This window comes from Streptomyces sp. NPDC015532 (assembly GCF_043078065.1).
In the GTDB taxonomy this organism is placed as follows: domain Bacteria; phylum Actinomycetota; class Actinomycetes; order Streptomycetales; family Streptomycetaceae; genus Streptomyces.
In genome coordinates, this window is sequence record NZ_JBIBSY010000005.1 from 427,013 (window position 1) to 441,540 (window position 14,528).

A 14,528-nucleotide genomic window follows, 5' to 3' on the forward strand; every position below is an offset into this window, starting at 1 on the left:
TCAGAACTTGCGGCGCTGGTCTTCGCGCGCGTGGCGGGCGGTCTCCGCGGCATCGCTGCGGATGCCGGTTACCTGCTCGGTGAACTCGGCGAGCGTGACTCGGGGGCTCACCTCTTCCCAGAACCTGATCAAGTCCTCGGACGCGCGGGCGTACGCCACATGCGCGGGGCCGGAAAACAGGCTGTAGGGGGCGACGCCAGCGGCCTTGGCCTTTCGGTTGAGCATGTTGCCGCGGGTGTAGTCCTCGGCGGCGAGCACTTGCAGGTGGACGTGTTCGCGATACATCTCGCGTATCTCCTCTCGGGTGTACGCGATCTGTGCCTCGCGGTCGGCGAGCTCGCGCTCGTAGGCCCAGCGTTCTGCGGCGGACATGTGCTCGGTGCCGGCCGGGCCGACGGTGATGTCGGAGCCGTAGGCGCCCCATTCGTCAGGGTCCGCGGGCTGCGGGTGATCGAGCGATACGGGCCGCATGGCCTCGTCGAGGGCGGACCGGTTGGCGAGGTAGTCGTCGACGGTCGCGCCCGCGGCCATGGCGGGCGGCGCGATGGGGTACCGGCGGTCGAACTCGGCGGCGATCCGAGCGGCCTCGTCGGGGCGGGCGTAGCGGACCGCCCACGCGAGCACCTCGTCGCCGAACCCGGAGAGGTCGGCGGCGAAGTGTCCGCCGGGGAAGACGGCGGCGAGCAGGTGCCGGCGGTCGGCCTCGGCGGCGAGCGCGGCGAACTCGGCGGCGTCGGTGGCGATCCGGGCGCGGTGGGCGAGCTGCTCGTCGGACAGCCCGACAAGGTCGGGGCGGACCTCGGGCAGCGTGGCGGCGACGTCGCGCCGGTCCATCTCCGCCATGACGCGCAGCACCTGCTCGTCGTCGAGGTGATCGAGGACGCGGGCGAGCTCGCGGTCAGAAAACACGGTCAGGTCGTCGGCCAGGACTCCGCCGGGGCGGATGCGGTCGAGCAGCACCTGCTCGTCGCGCCGGTCGAGCTCGGCTGCGGCCCGGTCGCGGTCACCCTGGTCGAGGACGCCGGACCGGAACGCGGCGGCGAACTGCTCGTCGCTCATCTCGCCCGGGGTACGCTCGTCGCCCGCGCGCAGCCGTGCGGCGTCGATCGCCTCGGCGGGCGGTGTGGGCCGACCCGTGGGGAGGTTCCCGGCGCCGATGGCCTCGCGCTCACGCTTGCGGCGCAGCTCGGGGTGCGCGGCGAGGTGCTCGCGCATCTTCTGCTGCCACCCGCGCACGCGCGCCTCGGCCTGCCGCTTCGCCGCGGGGTCGACCGCGGCGGCGGCGCGCACCTTCCATTTCCGGATGGCACGCTCGATCGCCCGCTGCCGCTGGGATGCCTCGTAACCGTCAAGGTCCTGCGCCTGCTCGACGGGGAGCACGGTCACCCCGGGCAGGAACGCCGAGACGCTGTGCCGGCAGTTGGGATGCTGCAACCCCTGCCGTCGCGCCTCGTCGAGCGATCCGGCGATACGTACGCGGACCGTGCGGCCGTCGTCGATCGCGTGCTCGGCCCCGATCGTGCGGACGCCGCCGGGCCCGTTGAGCGCGAGAACCTTTCCTTCCCACGGGGCGCAGAGCAGGCACTCGTGCGGGGCGTCGGAGACGACGACGAGCTCGAGGTCGGCGGCGCGCAGCCGGTCGGCGTGCGCCTCGACGGCGGCGCGGCCAGCACTCGTGCGTACGGCCATCTCCGCGTAGGTGGTCATCGACCACGTGCGGCCGGCCTTGTCGGTGAACGAGCCGATCCCGCGGTCGGTGAACCGCTGCACCGCGCGCTGCGTCGCCTGCCGACGGGTGTCGATCCCGAGCAGCGGCGTACCGGAGACGGCGGCGACCACCTTCCGGTAGATATCCTCGACCGCCCGCAGAATCCCGCGGTGCGTCGCGGTGACGAGCTGCACAGTCTCGGCGGCGAGCCGGTCGATCGCCCTCGTGTTTGGGGTGACCTCAGCGGCGCGGCGGGCGTCGGCGTCGGACAGGGCGCCGAGCTCGGCGAGCCCCGCCCGCGCCCCGACGTCGTACGCCTCGGCGACCGCGTCGAACACTTCGAGCTGCATCGCGCTCGCGAGCACGTCGACAACTGCCTGCGCCGCGCGTCGCAACGGCTGCACCGCGGCGAGCTTGGCCGCGGCCCAGCCCGGGGCGTCGAACCCGTCGGCGAGCTGCCGCGCCATGATCTCCAGTAGCCGCAGCTCGGCGTCGGCGTAGAGATCATGCACGCCGGCCGAGAGATCCTCGGCCATTCCGGGGTGGATCGGCACGGCGCCCCCTATCGCGTAGTCAGACGAGGGCGCCGGCCTGCATGGGGTCCGGCACGGTGCGGCCGGACTCGGCGAGGACGCGGTCGACCTCCTCGCGCACTGCGGTGTCGTCCCAATCCGGGTGCAGCGCGCGCACCTTGGTCTCGGTGCTGATGGCCTCGGCCTGAGACAGCAGGGCGAGGGTCTGCGCGGTGCTGGCCGTGTCCTCGCTCACTGCGGGGGCGAACTCGACCCGGGGCCGCTCGACGACAAGGGCCGGGGTGAACATGGCCCGGTCGAGCATGAGCAGGACGTGCAGCATGTCGGCGACGGCGGGCGCCCAATAGCGCACCTTCTTGTCGCGCGTGGTCATGCTGCGCCGCTCGCGCGCCTTTACCTCGGTCGCGGTGATGGCGACCTGATCGCCGAGCCCGAATGTCTGGGCCGAGTAGCCGGCGCTGCGCACCGCTTGCCGGGTGATCGCCTCGGCCGTTTGCGCGTGCTCGGCGACCCTGATCTCGAACTGCGACAGCGTGATCCCGCCCCCCTCGGTCGGGGGGATGTTCAGAAGTTGCCAGATCTCCCGGTCGTCATCGAACGAGGCGCCGCGGCCCGGTCCGTGATCCCGCAGGTAGCCGTCGGGAACGAGCAGTCGCGCGCGGGCGAGCCGCAGGTCGCGAATCCAGCTCGACCACGTCGTATCCAACGCGTCGAACAGGTCGTACAGCGGGGCGGCGTAGTCCGAGCGTCCGAACGGGCTGCCGCGGTGGCGCCTGCTCGGCCGGATGTTGGGGGTATACGCCGCGGTCAGCAGGTCGATACCGGTCTCGATCGAGTCGCCCTCGGGGCCGAGCGAGGCGGCGAGGGCGGCGACCTCGGGATGTTCGGTGAGTGGCACGCGCACGCCGAGCCGGTCGGGGCTGCCCTGGTAGAGGGCGTGTTCGATGCGGCCCGGGGAGTGCCGTTCGAGGTGGCGCCACACGGTGGCGGAGTCGGAGGCGAGTTCGTGCCAGAACGTCACTGCGGCGAGGTGGCCCCAGCGCCATTCGGGCACGGCGGCGTCGGCGTGCACGACGGTGAGCAGCGGCCGGTCGGCGAGCGCGCGGTCCCAGGTAACCCGCAGGTAGACGCCGCCTAGGGCGGACGCGACCTCGGCGGCTTCGATCAGGGTGTTCGCGATGCCGTCGGCCTCGGCGATCTCGTCGAGTCGGTCCTGCGCGGCTGCGTCGGCGACGGTGAACGTCGGCGGTTCGGCGAAAAGCAGGTCGGCGGACGCGGTCGCGATGTCGCCGGCGAGGGGGATGTGCAGGCGGGTGTCGCGCTTGCCCGGGTGCACGTTGCGGTCGCGTGCCCACAGGCGGCGCTGACCGTCCTTGCGCAGGGCGTTGTCGCGGTAGACCGCGGCGAGCTTGTCGTGATCGCCGCTGTACCACGCGTCATCGACCCGTATCTCGGCGTACAGCTTGGACAGTTCAGGCGGCGGCCACGGTGCGCCGTTGGCAGGCAAAGGCATGTGTCACCCCCTGTCGTCGGGTCCGCTTGCGTTCGGCGCGGCACGTCCGGCAGTTGCGGGCGCCGTTCGGGGCGACGTAGGTGTTCGCGGCGTCGAACCGGTGGCCACGTATGCAGTGCGTGCGCCTCGCGTTGCGGGCGGCCGGCCCGGTGCCGCGCAGGATGTTGGTCCGGTGCGTGACCGGTTCGAGGTGATCGGGGTTCACGCACCGTCGGTTGCGGCACAGGTGGTCAATCACGAGTCCGTCGGGGATCGAGCCGCGCAGCGCCTCGTACGCGACGCGGTGCGCGTGCAACGGGCGCCGGTTGATCCGAACCTGCCCGTAGCCGTTGGGCTTGACGTGCCCGGTCCACTCCCAGCAGCCGCCCTCGGCGTCGCGGATCTTGTCGAGGAACCGGTCGGTCCAATCACGCATGGTGCGCCCCCTAGGGCATGGCAAAGCCCCGGGGCCCCAGCGGGGCGCGACCGGGGCAGAGGTGGATCGCTTACGCGGCGGTGGTGAGCAGTCCTCGCCACTCGTGCGCGGTGGAATGGATCACGTAGCGGGCGGCGTCCACGCTGTGGTCGTCCTTCTTGACGGGCTTGTCCTCGCCGCAGGCCGCCGCTGTTTCGTCCCATACGTATGCGGGCAGCTCGGCGAGCAGCCCCTCGCACGAGCGGTGGATGCGCAGCAGCCCGGAGTCGAGGGCGACGGACACGGAACGGATGCCGTCGAGGACGTTGTTACTGGCCCGGGTCACGCCGGGGTGTCCGTCGCTCCACAACTGCACGAGGAAGGAAGCGGCCGACGGGTCGACGAACGTCCACTCGGGGACGACGTCGAGCTCGTCGAGCCAGTCGCGCACGGCACGGGAGTACGCGGCATCGGTCTTCTGCCGGTGTGCGGCGCGCGCGTCGTGGCGCCACTCACTTACCGCGTACAGCCGGTCGTCGACGCCGAGGCCGAGCAGGATCGCCGAGAACGGATTGCTCGTCCCGTAGTCGATGCCGAGCCAGTACCGGCGCATCGCCGGCAGCTCGTCGACGACGTGCCGCTGCTCGTCGTATGCGTCGTAGATCGCGCCCTCGGCGACAACCCACTCGCCCAGGATCATGCGACGGCGCCATAGGCCGGTGAACTCGGCGGCGAGCGAGGCGACATACGCCTCGGAAAGACTCGGGTTGTCGGCGAGCTGAAAGTGAAAGTCGACGAGGTCGAGCTCGTGCGCCCGGTCGAGGTACTCGGTCCGCAGCCAGTGCTTAGGCGAGTCGGGGTTCGTGGTCCCGATCAGCATCGCGCCCGGAACCGAGAGCCGGGCGAGCAACTGCCGAAAGAACGCTTCCGGCAGCAGCGTGACCTCGTCGCAGTAGGCGAGCGAGGCGGTCATGCCGCGCAGCCGTCCCTCGGCCCGTGCGTCCGAGGCGCCGACGAGGTGCACAACCCGCCCCATGATCACGGCGGTTGTGGCACCCCGGGTGTGGTGCACATCGGCGGCGACGTCGCCGAACAGCAGAGGGTCGGCGAGGACGTCGAGGCAGTTGCGCTCGATCGTCTGCAAGCTGCGCCCGACGATGACGACGAGCCCCGACGCGGGCGCGCGGCGCAGTGCGAGCAGGAAGCGAACAAGGCTCGCGATGGTCTTTCCCGACCGGACGCTGCCATGCCAGATGTTGATACGGCAGGTGGCGCGGCGGATGGAGTCGAGCTGCTTGTCGGAGAGCGGCAGGGGGCCAGTCATCACACCCCCTCGCGGTCACCTCCCGCACTCCCGAGCAGGGCGTCGGCGAGGCGGTCGAGCATCGAGGCGCCGCTGCTCCCTGTGCCGGTGTGGCGGGCGAGTTCGGCGACGCGGGCGTGCACCTCGGTAAGGGCGCGGGCGGCGGTGGCGTGGTCGCGGGCGTCGCGGGCGGACTCGGCCGCGTTGGTCTTGGCGACCTGTCCGAGGGCGCCGTCGAGTGCCTCGTCGGCGAGCTGCTCGCGTCGTGCGGCGGCGTCTGCCCGGTGTGCCTCGGTGGCCGCGGCGACGCGGGCGCCGCCGGCGAAGGTGAGGCCGAGCTCGTTCGCGATCTTTGAGACGGTGGCGGCGCCGCGCCCGATCTCCCGGGCGATGGCGTTACGGGACTTGCCCTCGGCGTGCAGGCGGCGAACGGCCTCGCGGTCGCGGTCGGTGATCGGCTCGGCCATGCGCTCACCTCCCAAGGGGGACATGCGAACGCCCCGCCGCAGGGGGGAGTGCGGCGGGGCGGACGAGTGAGGGGCCAGAGATTCCGGGCACGCCGAAGGCGCCACCAACATTAGGTCACGGAACGATAACGGCGCAAGTGATCTCTTGCTGCGAGCTACACGAGGGGCGGTCCGCGCTGCGTCACGGCGGAATAACGTTGTTACCGCACCCCAGGTGATGCAGCATCCCGACCCCTCACAGCAGACCGGCGAGCTTGGCTGCGACCGCGACGCCGAGGCCGGCGATGCCGAGGGTGATCGTGGCGAGCACTCCTGTGCCCATGACGACGACGAGCCGCAATGTTCCGTCGCCACTTTTCAAAGATTCGCCGATCAGTCGAATTAGTCGCTTCCACATTTAGAGCTCCCTGCCTGGCAAAGTTTGACCGTTGACTACAGACCTAAAGAGTTACTTAGCGAAACTAACTAAATCCAGGCCGAGTGGGATCGCGGCTGCGATTCCTGGTTCGAGGTTGCCGCGTAACGGCCGTGCGAACAGGGAGCTTTGACGCTTCGTTACCCAAACGAGATGGGCCCCGGGGAATGCGCCCGGGGCCCTACCTGCGGTGCCGCTACGCTGCCCGTTCTGCCGCCCGAGTCGGCTCGGCCTCGGCCAGTGCGGCGACCAGGGCGACGAGGTCACCCCACCCCCATACGCGCCGCCCCTGCTCGTCGAGCGGCACGGGCGCGGTGCACTCGCGGCCGGTCGAGCAGGTCACCATCGGTGCGGTGTCCGGGGCGGTGTGCAGTTCGAGGTCGCCGCCGCACCACGGGCACGCCCGGTCCGGTACCGGGGTGCTGCGCGCGTCGAGGCCGAGTGTCCGCAGCAGGCGCCCCTCGGCGATCCGCGCAGTGCGCCGTGCCTCGTGCAGCAGGTGCTCGGGCAGGGGAGCGAACGGGGGCGCGGCGAGAGTGCCGTCGAGCTGCTGCTCGGGGGTGGTGTCCTCGTCGAGCACGCGTCCCTCGATCCACACGCACGCGAAGTGCAGACCGTGCGCCCGGCTGCCGTGCGCGTGCCGGGCGTCGGCGGCGCCCGGGTCGGCGAACTCCCAACGCCGCGGGTCGCGATGCGCCCCCGGCTCGCCGCACTGGACAGCGGCAGCGAGGGTGTCGGCGAGACCGAAGATCATCCGCTCGATGGCGAGGCCGGTGTCGAGTGCGTCGAGGTTGGCCGGCGCGGGATGCTCGCGCAGCACGAGCGGGGCGCGGTCGACGACGTCGAGCTGCTCATCGTCAACGGCGCGCAGCGTGTGTGCGAGCTGCCGAGGGGGCCACACATCGGCGGGCGGGGTGTCGACGGCGAGCAGCAGCTCGGCCCACTGCTCACGGATCGTGCGCAGGGCCGCGACCGTCTCACGAGCGGCGACTGCTCGGTTCATCGGCTGCTCTCCTCGTCGTCCTGCCCGATCTCGTCCTCGCCCGTGCACGCGCGCCGGATGTCCTCGACGAGCTGCTGCTCGCCGTCCGCCACGATGGCGGCGAGCTTGTCGGCGAGCTGCTCGACGCGGGCGAGGCGCGCGGCGTACTGGTCGCGGTCGGCCTCGGTCTCGACGAGGCACTCGTCGGCGGCGGCGAGGGTGCGGTGCAGGCGCATCGCGGCGACCTGCTGCCCGCCGGCGCTGCGCCGGAACGTCTCGCACTCGGCGACCTCGGCCTCGATGTGGCCGCGCAGCGCGGCGGAGTCCTCGGGCGTGAGCACTCCGTGGTCGGCGCGGGCGAGCAGCAGGCGGAGCCCCTCGCGGCGGGCGGTGCGCTCGGCCTCGCGCAACTCACGACGCCCACGGCGGGAGTCGCTACGGGTACGGGTGCGGCTGTTCATCGGTCCCCCTCGTTCAGTGCGGTGCAGGTGGTGCAGTCGGGCGGGCAGGCGCCGCGGGTGTCGGCCGGATGCCGTCGCAGGGGCCCGGGGTCTCGTCGGCAGGCGAGGTGGCCGAGCGACAGACCCGAGGCGACGACGAGCAGCACGACGAGCGCGGCGACGAAGCCGGGGGTCATGGGGTCGGGTCTCCCTTCGTACGGGCACGGCGGGTAAGGCGAGCGAGCAGGCGCCGAGCGCGCGGCTCCCGCGCGCGAGGCGCGACCGGTCGCGCGTGCCGGGTGGTGGTGATCTCCCATCCGTCCGCGGCGAGGCGGTCGGCGAGGTTCTGTGCGGTGAGCGCGGCGAGGTGGGGGTGCACGTCGAGCTCGTCGGTCAGGTGGGCGGCGATGAAGGCGCGCGCGGCTGCGGGGGTCATCGGTGCTGTCCTCCGGTGGTGTGGCGGGCGCGGCTCTCGCGCGGGGCGGGTGGCTGGCACATGAGGCGGGCCAGGCGGATCTGCTCGGCCTCGTCGCGCTCGTCCTGCGTGCCGAGTTGGGCGACTACGGCCTCGATGCGGGAGGGGTGTACGCCGCTGATCTCCCGGTGCCGGCGGTAGCCGCTGCGGCAGCGCTTGCCGATTTCGGCGCGGCAGTGCGGGCACTTGGCGCCGAGCGGGTCGGGCAGCCCCTCGGCGACGAGGGCCTCGCGCTGTGCCTGTGCCGGCCGGAAGGGGGCGAGCTCGCGTGCGACGTGCTCGGGCATGTACCGGCGCGGCCCGGTGCCGACACCCGCGACCAGGGCGGCGAGACGTTTCTGCCCGGCGGCGTTGATCTCGGCCCGGTACTGAGCGGGCGGGGTGTGTCCGGTCGCGACCGCGGCCCGGGTGCCGAGCAGTTCCTCGCGCCACGCTGCCGGGTCATCGGGGTCGGCGGACGGTACGGGGTCGGTGTGCCGGTTCATGAGCTCCGCGCGGTGCGGCGCCCATGCGGCGAGTACGTCGTGCGGCTCGACGGGCCGGTACTGCGCGGACCGGTCGGCGCCGCGCTGCTCGTAGTAGCGGCGCACGGCCTGCGAGGCGTCCCAACCGGTGTCGGACAGCGTCGCGGGTACGTCGGCGAGGGCGGCCGTCCAGTCGGCGATGGTGCGGGCGGACTGCTGCGGGTCGGCGAGCGTGCGGCGCACGCGGGAGTCGAGGCGGCCTGCGTACGCCAACAAGGCGGCGATGTGGTTGTCGATCACGGGGTGCCCTCCTTCTGGGCTTGCAGCAGGGCGAGGCCGGCGGCGAGGTTGTCGGTGTAGGCGGCGGGGTTCGCCGATCGCAGGGGAACGACGTTCGGGCCGGGGCGGGCGGACGGGGCGCGGTCGAGGTCGCCCCAGACCTTGAGCCAGTAGCGGGCCGGTTTCGCCTCGGTGCCGGGGGCGGTGCGAGCGGCGGCGCGCTCGACGAGGGCCTCGACGCCGTGCGTCTGGACGAGGCGCCACACGTCGCGCTGCTCGCCGAGGCCGAGCGACCAGCGGACCGGGATACCGGCGGCGGCGAGCGCGTCGCCGAGCGGATGCAGTTCGGGTATCAGCGGGGACCGGGTCGCGCGCGGTTGCTGCTGTTCTGCTTGGTGCTTGCGTTCTCTTGCGTTCTGGGATCCGGATTCCGGACCGGTGGGGGTCCGGTTTCCGTACCCCTCCGGTCCGGTTTTCGTACCCCCAGGGGTCCGGTTCTCGGACCGGTCCGGATTCTGTACCGGTCCGGATTCCGGACCCCCGAAACGGGTCTCGTCGGGCGCGCTGCGGGCGTGTCCGACGGCGCGCGGCAGGTGATAGACGGTCTCCCCGCGGGGCCCCTTGGCGCCCTCGACGACGCGCAGCTCGTCGCCGGCGAGCAGCTTGTCGACTGCGGCCACGACGGACGAGCGGGCGGCGTTGGTGCGCCGCACGAGCATCGTTGTACCGGCGTAAGCGGTGCACGTGTCATCGGGGCACTTGTCGGCGATGGCGAGCAACACCATGCGGGCGGTGCCCTTGGCTGCGGACTGAGTCCACACCCAATCCATGGCGTCGAGGCTCAACGGTCCGTCTCCTAAGCGAGGTTGGCGATCTGGGAGGTTCGGGCCGCCCGGCGAGGGCGGCGGGTGTATGGGCCGGACATCGGTAGCCGGTGAGGTAGCGGCGGACGCCGTCGACGGCCCGGCAGTGGCGGCGGGCGGCGCCGATCCAGTGGCCGCACCTCATGCGGCGAGACGAACGTCGTCGAGACGGCCAAGCAGCAACCGCAGTGCGGCGGCGGCCTGTTGGGGGACCACGCCGTTCCCCAACGCCCTGAGCCGCGCCCCTCGGGACAGACCGTCGACATCGGTCACGTGCCCCTCGTCCAATCCCATGAGCCACTCGACGAACGCGGGGCTAAGGCGGTCGTGTTCGTCCACAGGCTGTGGAGCCGGACGGGTGAGCGCCTCCCAGCGCGCGATGGCGGCGGCGTACTGGCCCCAGTGCGTACCGCCGTCCTCGGGTCTCGGTTGGGCGGTGGTGAGCGATGTCATGACGTGCGACAGGTACGCCTGATGTCCGGTGGCGGCCCGCTGCTCGGCTGTTTCCCGGCTCGCGCTGTGTTCGCTTGCCTGCGGGGTGGGCAGCAGGGAGACGGCGGTTCGCAGGTCCGGGCCGCCGTCCCCGTGGGAGGCCGCGCCGTTGGTGTCCGAGGTGCGCGGGGTGGGCAGCAGTCGGACGGCGAGCCCGAGCGGCAGCCCCATGTCGCCCATTCCGGGGTGTCGGGCCTTCATGCGTTCACGCCGCGCTCGCCATACTGCCGGGTCGATCGCGTCCTGCACGAACGACGCCGTCGGGGTCGGCAGCAGGCCGCGCCGCGATGAACACCCGCTCGCGGCGGTGCGCAGCGCCGATCTCCGACGCGCGTACGCAACACCATTCCGCGTCGTACCCGAGGCGGGCCAGGTCGCCGAGTACGGCGCCGAGTGCTCGCAAAGGAGGCTCAGCGCTCCCGTCTCCCACACACCACGGGCAGGGTTCCACGCTGCTATGCGCCGTCGCCGAGAGGAGGCCGCGGACATTTTCGATCACCACCAGGGAAGGGCGTAGGGCTTGAATTGCTCGGGCGACGTGGAGCCATAGGCCGGAGCGAGTGCCCTCGGCGATGCCGGCGCGGCGGCCGGCGAGGCTGACGTCTTGGCAGGGGAAACCGGCGGTCAGTACGTCGATAGGCTCGACCTGGTCGAAGTCGACGGCGGACAGGTCGCCGAGGTTCGGCACGTCGGGCCAGTGATGGGCGAGGATGGCGGCCGCGTTCGGGTCGATCTCGCAATGCCAGACCACCGAGCCGCCGAGCACTTCCCGCACGCCCAGGTCGAGACCGCCGTATCCGGAACAAAGAGAACCGATACGCGGTCCGTCCATTACTCGCCGCCTGCTGCGGGCGGCTCGGCGGCCTCGGGCCATCCGGCGAACTCCGCCGGGACGTCCTCGACCGCGGCCTGCTGCTCGCCAGCGGGCGCCTGCTCGACGACTTCGCCCTCGATGTAGTCCGGCGGCGTGTCGAGCCCCTCGGGCGACGTGTCGCGCCGCACCCCCTCGTCGTGCGCGACGGCGCGGGCGAGTTCGGGCGACTTGGGCAGCAGCTTGAAAAGCTGCCTGATCACGGTCTTACGGGCCATCGCGTCGTAGTCCGTCGACCACGGTCCCGAGTCGCGCGACTTGCTGCGCTGCCGGATTGCCTCGACGTCCTCGACGCTCATCACCACGAACGCTGAGCCGCCGTTCGCCATCTTCGCGACGGCGTAATAGTCGGTCGGGCGCCCGCGGTCGGACCGGGCCGGCTTGTGCCGCAGGACCGGGTCGAGGCCGTACGCGAACTCGAATTCGTCGTTCTCGTGGACCGTGTGGGCGGCGAGCCCCGCGGCGGCCGGGTGCTGCCAGAACAGGCGGATCATGCCCTGATAGCCGATGACGAGCTGCACCTCGTACGCCCGGACACGCTTGTTCCAGAACGGGAGCAGGTATGCCTCGCCGAGGGCGCCGCCCGGTTCGAGGCCGAGCTGCGCGCAGGTCATCAGCGCGCCGCCGAACGACTCCTGTGTGCACTCGGCGAGGTGCTCGACCCTACGCAGCTCGGTAAGGGCGATACGGGCGATGCGCTCGGGGTTGGCGACGTGCGCGGGCAGCGCGCGGGCGATCTCGCCGCGCATCGACTGCACGAACTGCACGAGGTTGGGCTGCTGGGCGACGGCGCCTCGGGTGGTCTGGCGGGCGGGCGGGTGGCCGCGGCGGGCGGCGACGCGCTCGGCAAGGTTGGTGCTCACGCTGCGGTGCTCTCCTTCGGGACGACGAGGCGTCGGGCGCGGTGCGCCCGGAACTCGTCGGGGTGCTCGGCGGCGAGGCGCTTCGTATCGAGCGCGTCGACGCTGTACGTGTACTGGGCGGCGAGGTCGGGGTGAGCGGCGATGAACCGTTTCGTCGAGAGCGGCCCGTTCTGCTTCCACGTGAAGGCCACGCGGCCCTGAAGCTTGACGATCTCGGCCTCGCCGGCAACGGCTTTCAGGCGGTTGTCGACCTCGCGCAGCTCGTCGGCGGTCCTCGTCTCGCGTGCCTTGAGCTCGCGACGGCGTTCCAGCAGCGGCAGCACCTCGGCCGGATCGGCGACGGTCACGGCGTCGGCATTGACCTTGTAGAGGTGGCCGAGCAGTTCCTCGGTCGCCTCGGAACCGTCCACGGGCGGCGGCGTGCGGTCGAGCACGCGCTGCCAGAACTCGCCGACCAGGGCGACGAGGTGCTCGACGAGCTGCTCGTCGCGCTCGACTCGGTGAATGACCAGACGGTTCCCGCCGAGCAGGGCGGCGACGTACGCGTGCGAGTAGCCGGTGACGGCGAGGTACCAGTGCGTTTGCAGCGCTGGCCCGTCCGGCACGCCGAGCAGCCACTCGTCGAGTTGGAACGCGGACCGCGTCTTGATCTCAAGCAGGCTCGACGGCATCCGCTCGCCTGGCTCGATCACGTAGCGGTCGACGTTCGCGAGCATCCAACGGCGCTCGACGTGGGCGAGCATCCCCGGGCCCTCGACGACGCCGAGACCGGTTCGCTCGGCGAACACGCGGGCGATGGTCGGCTCGTGCTTGTGCCCCCAGAACGCCGCCTCTTCCAGCTCGGGGGAGCGTGGCACGTCGCCGAGCTCGCCCGTCTTGTCGAGGTACAGCTCTAGCGGCGAGGTGTACTTGCTCATCCCGAGGACGGCGGCGATGTCCGAGCCGCCGATGCCCGTACGGCGCGCGGCGAGCCACTGGTCGCGGTCGAGTCCGGGCGGGGCGATGACGACGCCGCTCGGCGTCACGGTCGCCGCGGGCGCGGTCGTCACTGCTCGCCCCCGACGTACCGGGCGTAAACGCGGTGCTCGGTGCGTCCGCCCTCGGTGACCGTGCGGGCGACCGCCTCGAACGATCCCGCAGGGGCGTAGGCCGGCAGTCGAGCGTCGCGGATCGCCTGAGCGGCAGAGGCGGCTCGCGGCAGCGTGTCGGGCTTCCGCACGACGCCCCACACCTTCGGGTGCGCCCGCAGCTCGCGGGCGATCCGGGCGTGCTTGGTGTTGCGCTGCTTCGGCGGCGGGCCGACGAACTCGACGTGACTCACGCTCTGTTCTCTCCTCACGCTGCGGACTGCTGCTCGGCGCGCTCTGCGCGTGCCCGGTGGATGTGGGGGGCGAGGACTCGACGGACGAGGTCGATCTGCTCGGGGGTCGGTTCGCCGTCGTCGCTTGCCTCGGTCGGCGGTATCGGCGTCTGTGGTGTGGTCACGGCTCCCCCTCCGGTGTGTTCCACAAATCGAACAGCCAAGGGTGCAAAGCGCAGGAAAGCGCCCGCTCGACTGTTGCACATCTCGAACACTCGCAACCGTAAGAGGGTCGAAACGGCACGTCAACGCAGTTCCAGGTGTGCGAACTGCGGTGATCGCTGGTTAGATGAGAATGTTCGAGTTCTGCAACAAGAACGGAGATGAGAGCGTGTCGGATGCCGGCACCCCTCGCCCCAAGGGCGCGCCCTTTCGGAAGGGGACCCCGTTCGGGGACCTGCTTCGGAAGTGCAGGGAAGAGACGGGGCTCTCGTACCGCGAGCTCGCAGAGCGCGCCATCGATCCTGAGACGGGCGCCACGGTGGGGTATACGACCCTGCATCGGATCGCCCACGACAAGCCGATCATGGTCGAGCCGGGGGTCATCGGGGCCGTGGCCAAGGCCCTCGGTCGTCCCGAGCGCGAGGTGCGCATCGCTGCCTCGCAGCAGTATTGCGGCCTCATCGCTGATGATCCGTTCGGCGCCAGTACTGACGAAACGACCGTCGTCGTCGTGCACGCCCCAGGCGTGGGGCGTGAGGACATGCCCAAGGTCGAGGAACTGCTGAGGCGGTACGCCGCTGGCGAGCTACCCCAGGAACTTACCGAGGGTGGCCAAGCGTCGAACTAGGGCGATCACTCCGGGTGGTACGCGCGTGACCTGCGGTGTTGTGCGGAGTAAGCTGATCCGGGCCTTTGACTCGGACATATGTTCGAGTCATGGGTCAGCCATGCCAACAGGGGGGCAACCTTGATCCGCGTAATCCGCACCCAACTGGACACAGGAGCAATCGCAGTCGTTCGAGCGACCCGAGACGGACTGACGATCGACGTAGACGGCCGCCACATCACCCCAACAGGCGCCGCAGGACTACAAGACGCGCTGAACGGCCTTGCCCCCCACCCTGGCCCAGGCAAGCGAACAGAGCCCGACGAGGGCAGACCCG

The 14,528-nt window shown here is 71.4% G+C and carries 19 protein-coding genes; 1 reads left to right on the forward strand and 18 read right to left on the reverse strand.

All coding sequences use genetic code 11. The annotated features are described in order from the left end of the window. From ACF07B_RS19465 to ACF07B_RS19550, 18 genes are all read right to left on the reverse strand, one after another. Entirely contained in the window at window positions 1-2,262 is a 2,262-nt protein-coding gene (locus ACF07B_RS19465; RefSeq protein ID WP_392179775.1) for a phage minor capsid protein, read from the reverse strand. 19 nt (window positions 2,263-2,281) lie between these two features. After that, a complete protein-coding gene (locus tag ACF07B_RS19470) occupies window positions 2,282-3,754 on the reverse strand; it encodes a phage portal protein (RefSeq protein WP_392179776.1) in 1,473 nt (490 codons plus the stop codon). Then, window positions 3,714-4,169, reverse strand: coding sequence for an HNH endonuclease signature motif containing protein (locus ACF07B_RS19475; RefSeq protein WP_392179777.1), 456 nt, complete (start codon window positions 4,167-4,169; stop codon window positions 3,714-3,716). Before ACF07B_RS19475 ends, ACF07B_RS19470 begins: the two co-directional genes overlap by 41 nt. A 70-nt stretch (window positions 4,170-4,239) precedes the next feature. Further along, window positions 4,240-5,472, reverse strand: a complete 1,233-nt coding sequence (locus ACF07B_RS19480) for a PBSX family phage terminase large subunit (protein WP_392179778.1) — start codon at window positions 5,470-5,472, stop codon at window positions 4,240-4,242. Next, window positions 5,472-5,918, reverse strand: a complete 447-nt coding sequence (locus ACF07B_RS19485; RefSeq protein ID WP_392179779.1) for a helix-turn-helix domain-containing protein — start codon at window positions 5,916-5,918, stop codon at window positions 5,472-5,474. Before ACF07B_RS19485 ends, ACF07B_RS19480 begins: the two co-directional genes overlap by 1 nt. 235 nt (window positions 5,919-6,153) lie before the next feature. Next, a complete protein-coding gene (locus ACF07B_RS19490) occupies window positions 6,154-6,315 on the reverse strand; it encodes a hypothetical protein (protein ID WP_392179780.1) in 162 nt (53 codons plus the stop codon). Window positions 6,316-6,529: 214 nt separating this feature from the next. After that, window positions 6,530-7,336, reverse strand: a complete 807-nt coding sequence (locus tag ACF07B_RS19495; protein ID WP_392179781.1) for a hypothetical protein — start codon at window positions 7,334-7,336, stop codon at window positions 6,530-6,532. After that, on the reverse strand, window positions 7,333-7,776 hold the full coding sequence (locus ACF07B_RS19500) for a hypothetical protein (RefSeq protein ID WP_392179782.1): 444 nt from the start codon (window positions 7,774-7,776) through the stop codon (window positions 7,333-7,335). The genes ACF07B_RS19495 and ACF07B_RS19500 overlap by 4 nt, the downstream gene beginning before the upstream one ends. Continuing rightward, window positions 7,773-7,952 (reverse strand): hypothetical protein, encoded by a 180-nt coding sequence (locus tag ACF07B_RS19505; protein WP_392179783.1) that lies wholly within the window; start codon window positions 7,950-7,952, stop codon window positions 7,773-7,775. Before ACF07B_RS19505 ends, ACF07B_RS19500 begins: the two co-directional genes overlap by 4 nt. Continuing rightward, a complete protein-coding gene (locus ACF07B_RS19510) occupies window positions 7,949-8,191 on the reverse strand; it encodes a hypothetical protein (RefSeq protein WP_358954294.1) in 243 nt (80 codons plus the stop codon). The genes ACF07B_RS19505 and ACF07B_RS19510 overlap by 4 nt, the downstream gene beginning before the upstream one ends. Further along, on the reverse strand, window positions 8,188-8,994 hold the full coding sequence (locus ACF07B_RS19515) for a hypothetical protein (protein WP_392179784.1): 807 nt from the start codon (window positions 8,992-8,994) through the stop codon (window positions 8,188-8,190). Before ACF07B_RS19515 ends, ACF07B_RS19510 begins: the two co-directional genes overlap by 4 nt. Next, window positions 8,991-9,818: a hypothetical protein gene (locus tag ACF07B_RS19520; protein ID WP_392179785.1), complete on the reverse strand. Its 828-nt coding sequence runs from the start codon at window positions 9,816-9,818 to the stop codon at window positions 8,991-8,993. Before ACF07B_RS19520 ends, ACF07B_RS19515 begins: the two co-directional genes overlap by 4 nt. A gap of 159 nt (window positions 9,819-9,977) precedes the next feature. Then, window positions 9,978-10,529 carry a hypothetical protein gene (locus tag ACF07B_RS19525; protein WP_392179786.1) on the reverse strand — a complete coding sequence of 184 codons (552 nt, stop codon included), beginning with the start codon at window positions 10,527-10,529 and terminating at the stop codon, window positions 9,978-9,980. A 4-nt stretch (window positions 10,530-10,533) separates the two neighbouring features. Next, entirely contained in the window at window positions 10,534-11,160 is a 627-nt protein-coding gene (locus ACF07B_RS19530; RefSeq protein WP_392179787.1) for a DNA cytosine methyltransferase, read from the reverse strand. Beyond that, complete coding sequence (locus ACF07B_RS19535) at window positions 11,160-12,062, reverse strand: recombinase RecT (RefSeq protein WP_392179788.1); 903 nt, start codon at window positions 12,060-12,062, stop codon at window positions 11,160-11,162. The genes ACF07B_RS19530 and ACF07B_RS19535 overlap by 1 nt, the downstream gene beginning before the upstream one ends. Then, window positions 12,059-13,111: a YqaJ viral recombinase family protein gene (locus ACF07B_RS19540; protein ID WP_392179789.1), complete on the reverse strand. Its 1,053-nt coding sequence runs from the start codon at window positions 13,109-13,111 to the stop codon at window positions 12,059-12,061. Before ACF07B_RS19540 ends, ACF07B_RS19535 begins: the two co-directional genes overlap by 4 nt. Then, the gene (locus ACF07B_RS19545; RefSeq protein ID WP_165430341.1) at window positions 13,108-13,383 is read right to left on the reverse strand and encodes a hypothetical protein; all 276 of its coding nucleotides are present in this window, start codon (window positions 13,381-13,383) and stop codon (window positions 13,108-13,110) included. Before ACF07B_RS19545 ends, ACF07B_RS19540 begins: the two co-directional genes overlap by 4 nt. 14 nt (window positions 13,384-13,397) lie before the next feature. After that, a complete protein-coding gene (locus ACF07B_RS19550; RefSeq protein WP_165430346.1) occupies window positions 13,398-13,547 on the reverse strand; it encodes a hypothetical protein in 150 nt (49 codons plus the stop codon). A gap of 164 nt (window positions 13,548-13,711) precedes the next feature. Here ACF07B_RS19550 and ACF07B_RS19555 point away from each other — a divergent pair, with 164 nt between their 5' ends. Next, the gene (locus tag ACF07B_RS19555; protein ID WP_392179790.1) at window positions 13,712-14,212 is read left to right on the forward strand and encodes a helix-turn-helix domain-containing protein; all 501 of its coding nucleotides are present in this window, start codon (window positions 13,712-13,714) and stop codon (window positions 14,210-14,212) included. Window positions 14,213-14,528: the final 316 nt, after the last annotated feature.

What these genes read in the sequence shown, in the direction of transcription:
- ACF07B_RS19470 (WP_392179776.1), bottom strand. Translation starts at nt 3,754, where the DNA reads ATGCCTTTGCCTGCCAACGGCGCACCGTGGCCGCCGCCTGAACTGTCC.
- ACF07B_RS19475 (WP_392179777.1), bottom strand. Translation starts at nt 4,169, where the DNA reads ATGCGTGATTGGACCGACCGGTTCCTCGACAAGATCCGCGACGCCGAG.
- ACF07B_RS19480 (WP_392179778.1), bottom strand. Translation starts at nt 5,472, where the DNA reads ATGACTGGCCCCCTGCCGCTCTCCGACAAGCAGCTCGACTCCATCCGC.
- ACF07B_RS19485 (WP_392179779.1), bottom strand. Translation starts at nt 5,918, where the DNA reads ATGGCCGAGCCGATCACCGACCGCGACCGCGAGGCCGTTCGCCGCCTG.
- ACF07B_RS19490 (WP_392179780.1), bottom strand. Translation starts at nt 6,315, where the DNA reads ATGTGGAAGCGACTAATTCGACTGATCGGCGAATCTTTGAAAAGTGGC.
- ACF07B_RS19495 (WP_392179781.1), bottom strand. Translation starts at nt 7,336, where the DNA reads ATGAACCGAGCAGTCGCCGCTCGTGAGACGGTCGCGGCCCTGCGCACG.
- ACF07B_RS19500 (WP_392179782.1), bottom strand. Translation starts at nt 7,776, where the DNA reads ATGAACAGCCGCACCCGTACCCGTAGCGACTCCCGCCGTGGGCGTCGT.
- ACF07B_RS19505 (WP_392179783.1), bottom strand. Translation starts at nt 7,952, where the DNA reads ATGACCCCCGGCTTCGTCGCCGCGCTCGTCGTGCTGCTCGTCGTCGCC.
- ACF07B_RS19510 (WP_358954294.1), bottom strand. Translation starts at nt 8,191, where the DNA reads ATGACCCCCGCAGCCGCGCGCGCCTTCATCGCCGCCCACCTGACCGAC.
- ACF07B_RS19525 (WP_392179786.1), bottom strand. Translation starts at nt 10,529, where the DNA reads ATGAAGGCCCGACACCCCGGAATGGGCGACATGGGGCTGCCGCTCGGG.
- ACF07B_RS19530 (WP_392179787.1), bottom strand. Translation starts at nt 11,160, where the DNA reads ATGGACGGACCGCGTATCGGTTCTCTTTGTTCCGGATACGGCGGTCTC.
- ACF07B_RS19555 (WP_392179790.1), top strand. Translation starts at nt 13,712, where the DNA reads ATGAGAATGTTCGAGTTCTGCAACAAGAACGGAGATGAGAGCGTGTCG.